This window comes from Promicromonospora sp. NPDC060271, assembly GCF_042726755.1.
GTDB lineage: Bacteria > Actinomycetota > Actinomycetes > Actinomycetales > Cellulomonadaceae > Promicromonospora.
The window spans coordinates 1-4,012 of sequence record NZ_JBHXBG010000283.1 but is presented as its reverse complement, the minus strand read 5'-3'; the positions used below and the strand labels follow the sequence as shown (position 1 = coordinate 4,012).

The 4,012-nt window shown below is 71.7% G+C and carries 3 protein-coding genes; all 3 read right to left on the bottom strand.

Features of this window, described 5'->3' with window-relative positions; translation table 11 throughout:
* Window positions 1-84 precede the first annotated feature (84 nt).
* The 3 genes from ACFWE2_RS24860 to ACFWE2_RS24850 all read right to left on the bottom strand — a co-directional run bounded on the left by ACFWE2_RS24860 (window position 85) and on the right by ACFWE2_RS24850 (window position 3,839).
* On the bottom strand, window positions 85-1,278 hold the full coding sequence (locus ACFWE2_RS24860) for an LCP family protein (RefSeq protein WP_377226885.1): 1,194 nt from the start codon (window positions 1,276-1,278) through the stop codon (window positions 85-87).
* 383 nt (window positions 1,279-1,661) lie between these two features.
* Entirely contained in the window at window positions 1,662-2,954 is a 1,293-nt protein-coding gene (locus tag ACFWE2_RS24855; protein WP_377226884.1) for an LCP family protein, read from the bottom strand.
* A 138-nt stretch (window positions 2,955-3,092) separates the two neighbouring features.
* Entirely contained in the window at window positions 3,093-3,839 is a 747-nt protein-coding gene (locus ACFWE2_RS24850; RefSeq protein ID WP_377226883.1) for a TIGR03089 family protein, read from the bottom strand.
* Window positions 3,840-4,012: the final 173 nt, after the last annotated feature.

Sequence of the window (4,012 nt, the reverse complement as noted above, 5' to 3'; positions counted from 1 at the left end):
GTGCGTAGACACTGTCTACGCACAGCAACACACCCCGCGGAGTGACGTTCTGCCTGGCACGGCCTGGTCAGGCAGACCGCGAGGTCACTTCGGCATACCGCCGACCTCTTGGCCCGCCTCGTAGCCGCCGTCGCGGATCTTGGCCCAGAACTCGGGGGTCTGGTTCTCGTCGAGCAGCACCGCCGAGGCGCCGGAGGGGGTGCGGAAGCCGATCGACGCGATCGGCGGGGTGCCGGTCACGCCGTCGTCGCCGTTCGCGCTCCGGAAGGCGAGGCCCATCGTCGCGATGTCGATGATGCCCGAGTCGGTGTCGGTCACGAGGGCCGCGAGCCCGGCGTCGGCGATCCCGACCTGCGTGGCAGGGTTGAGCAGGACTGCCGGGTCCGCGACCTTCTTGCCGATCTGGCCGATGACCTGCTGCTGGCGCTGCCCACGGCCGATGTCGCCCGTCGGGTCGGCGTACCGCATCCGCGAGAACGCGAGGGCCGTCTTGCCGTCCGCCACGTGGCAGCCCTTCTTCCACTTGAGCTTCGACTTCACGTCGTGCACGTCGTAGTCCAGGCAGAGCCGCACGCCGCCGACGGCGTCCACGACCCCCTCGACGCCGCCGAAGCCGACCTCGACGTAGTGGTCCACCGTGAGCCCGCTGAGCGTCTCGACCGTCTTGACCAGCATCGGCGCGCCGCCGTAGGAGTACGCGGCGTTGATCTTGTTGCTGCCAGAGCCGTCGGGCATCACGGCCCAGGTGTCACGCGGGATCGAGATGAGCGCGACCGGCCCCGACGACGGCTTGTGCAGCAGCATGATCGTGTCGGTGCGCGCACCCGAGGTGGAGTCGTTGATGCCGCCGCTGCCACGCGCGTCGGAGCCCGCGAGCAGGTACGTCGTACCCGGGGTGTTCGGCGCACCGGACAGGGCCTCGACGTGCTGGATCTTGCCGTTGGCCCAGATCAGGAGCCCGACCGGCCAGGCGATGATCGCGAGCAGCACCAGCACCGCGATGACGCCGGCCACGCGGCCCTTGCGGATGCGGATGTTGCTGCCGCCCCCGCCACGGCCGCCGGAGGCGAGAGCGCCACCGGGATAGCCGCTACCACCACGACCGCTGCCCGCCGGGGGACGCGGCGCGCTGCGCACCGGCGTCGGACGCACGGGGCCCGCGCTCGCCCGGACCGGGCGGCCCGGCGGGATCGCCTGCGGTGGCTGGCCACCGGCGCGCGGCGCGGTACGCGGCGGGATGGAGCGTGGTGCCCCGCCCGACTCGTTGCGCGCCGGCATCCCCGACCTCCGTGGTGGGACGGGCGGGGGATTGTTGCGTTGGCCGGACACCGGTACCTCCCGAGAAGACTGTCTGCGTATGCGTGGTTCGCTGCGGGCACCGTCGGAGGAGCCTTCCGGCCGTCCGATACGGTGCGCGCCGCCGACGCCGGGAACCCCGACGCCCGGCGTCTCCGCGCCACCGGGCCCGCCCTGCTGCGGGCTCGACGCCACGCCCGGCAGGGTACGCGGTCTCTCACCGGTGTCACCCACCGGGATGGCATCGTCGGCGCCGGGCCGCCCGCTCACGCCCTGCGGCGTGAAGCTGGGTGGTATCCGGACGCGCGTCACGTCGTCGTCGGCGCCTGGGGCCGATCGGTTCGACGATCTGGGATCTGACATGGCTAGCCGCAGACCTTGGTGGTGTCGGCGCCGGTGAATGCTTCTTCACCGGCCTGCTTGATCTCTGTCGAGCTGGGTGAGGGCGAGTCGGGAGTGGGCTCGGAAGAGCCTTCCGCGCTCTCGTCGTCGCTCGTGGCGGACGGCGACGCATCGGCGGACGGCGACGCGTCGGCCGACGGCGCGTCCGGGTCGAAGTCGAGCGGCCTGTCGTGCTTGACGTTGTCCCACAGCTGTACGGCCTCGTCGGTCCAGATCACGTTCGCCGTCTGTACCGGGTCGTACTCGTTGGGGACAGTCATGAAGGTGATCGTGTCAGGCCGCACGTTGCGCATGGAGTAGGCCAACCCGGCGAGTCCGTCGATGCTGGCAAGCTCCTTGTTCATGGTGAGGGACCGGGTCACCGCCTTGAGGAAATTGAGTGACTTGGCGGGGTTCGTCAGGACCTCCTGGCTCAGCACCTTGCGGGCGAGCGAGGCCATGACCTCCTGCTGCCTGCCGATCCGGCCCAGGTCGGAGCCGTCGCCCAGCCCGTCGCCCTTGCGGGCCCGGGCGTAGTCGAGGGCCTTGACACCCTTGAGCGTGTGCGCTCCCGCGTCGAGCGACAGGTGGTTCGCGTCCTCGGAGTAGATCGGCTCCTCGACGCAGACCTCCACGCCGCCGACGGCGTCGACCATCGAGGAGAACCCGGCGAAGTCGACGACGATGAAGCCGTTCATGAAGACGCCGGTCAGCTTCTCGACCGTCTTGACGGTGCACAGGGCGCCGTCGGCGACGGTGCCGCCCGCCTGCACGCCCTGGGAGAACGCGGCGTTGAACTTCGTGCTGTAGAGCTCAGCGGTCGTCGCGCCGTCCTCGGTCGTACAGCTCGGGACGTCCACCGTCGAGTCGCGAGGGATCGAGATCATCTCGATCCGCGACCGGTCGCCCGAGATGTGCATGACCACGGTGGTGTCCGACCGGGCGCCGGCGTCCTCGCCGCCCGCCAGGTCGCGGTTCTCCCCGCCGCGTGAGTCGCTGCCCATGATCACGATGTTCAACGGGGTGCCCGCGTTCGGATCCTTCGGCAGCACCACCTTGGGCCGGTCAGGTCCGAGAACCGTCATCTGGGCGGTCTCGATGTTCCCCGTGAGCTGGGTCACCGCCGCCACCCCGCCCGCCGTCGCGAGCGAGACCGCCGCGACGAGCACCATCACCACCGCCCGGGCCGCGCCGCTCATCCCCTTCAGCGTGCGCGCATGCGACGGCCCGGTGGCTGGGCTCGTCGCCTCTCCGGCGCTGAAGTCAGGGAACGTCACGGCGTCAGATCCTATGGGCTGCCCGTCGGACGGCGGCGCGCCCCCCGGGGTCGGACCGTAGAGGGTTCGTGGAGAAGACCGAAGACGGTGTGCGGCTACGTCTGAAATGGCTTGCGACCGGGCATTTCGACGCCCCGGCTACCCCTGCGGCAGCTTTGCCTGCTCCGTGCTCAGCAGACGAGTCAGCCGGGCCTCGTCCCGCTCGAGCTCCGCGGCGGTCGCCGGCGAGGTGAGGACCACCGAGCCGCCGCCCGCCCAGACGCCCAGCAGGTCGCGCAGCACCTCCGCCACGGGACCACGCCCGTCCACCAGGACGCGCGTACCCTCGCCGGGCTCCGGGACCAGACCCTTGTGGCCGACGGCGCCCGCGGCGGTCACCAGGGCCTCCTGGTCGGGGTCCACCTCGGGCACCCAGCCGATGGCGTCCCCGTAGGTCATCACCGCCGAGGCGGCGTCGATGGCGCCGGACGGCAGCTCGCCGTCGTACCGGCGGGCGAGCGCGGGCAGCGAGACGACGACGAGGTCCGCCCCGTGGCCGGCCCAGCGGTCCGGGCCGTCGGTGACCACCACGTCCGGGTTCGCCCCCTCGGTGCCGGGGAGCACCACCGTGACGCCCGCGCGCCAGGCCGCCAGCGTCCAGACCGCGGTGCGCCAGTGCACGGGCAGGTCGACGACGATCCGCGTGCCCGGGGCGGCGTCGAACTCCTCGACGAGGAGGTTGACGGTCTTGCTCGCCCAGTTGGCGAGGACCGCGCCGGAGAGCTCGACGCGCTCGCCGTCGTCCCCGTACCACGTGAGCCGGGGCTGGCCGCCGTCGGCGGCGAGGCGGGCGAGAAGAGTGGCGACGTCGGGTACGGGGCCGCCGCTGCGGGGTGCGATCTGCATGCCGCCAGCCTAGGACGTCGGACGGCGCCGCCTCGGTCCGACGGCGCTGGCGGTCGCCGAGCCGCAACTTGTCGGCGGCCCGGTGGTCGCCGAACCGCAGCCTGTTGGTGGACTGGTTGGTCGAACCGCAACGACACGCCGGATCGAGGCTGCGATTCGGCGTGTCGTTGCGG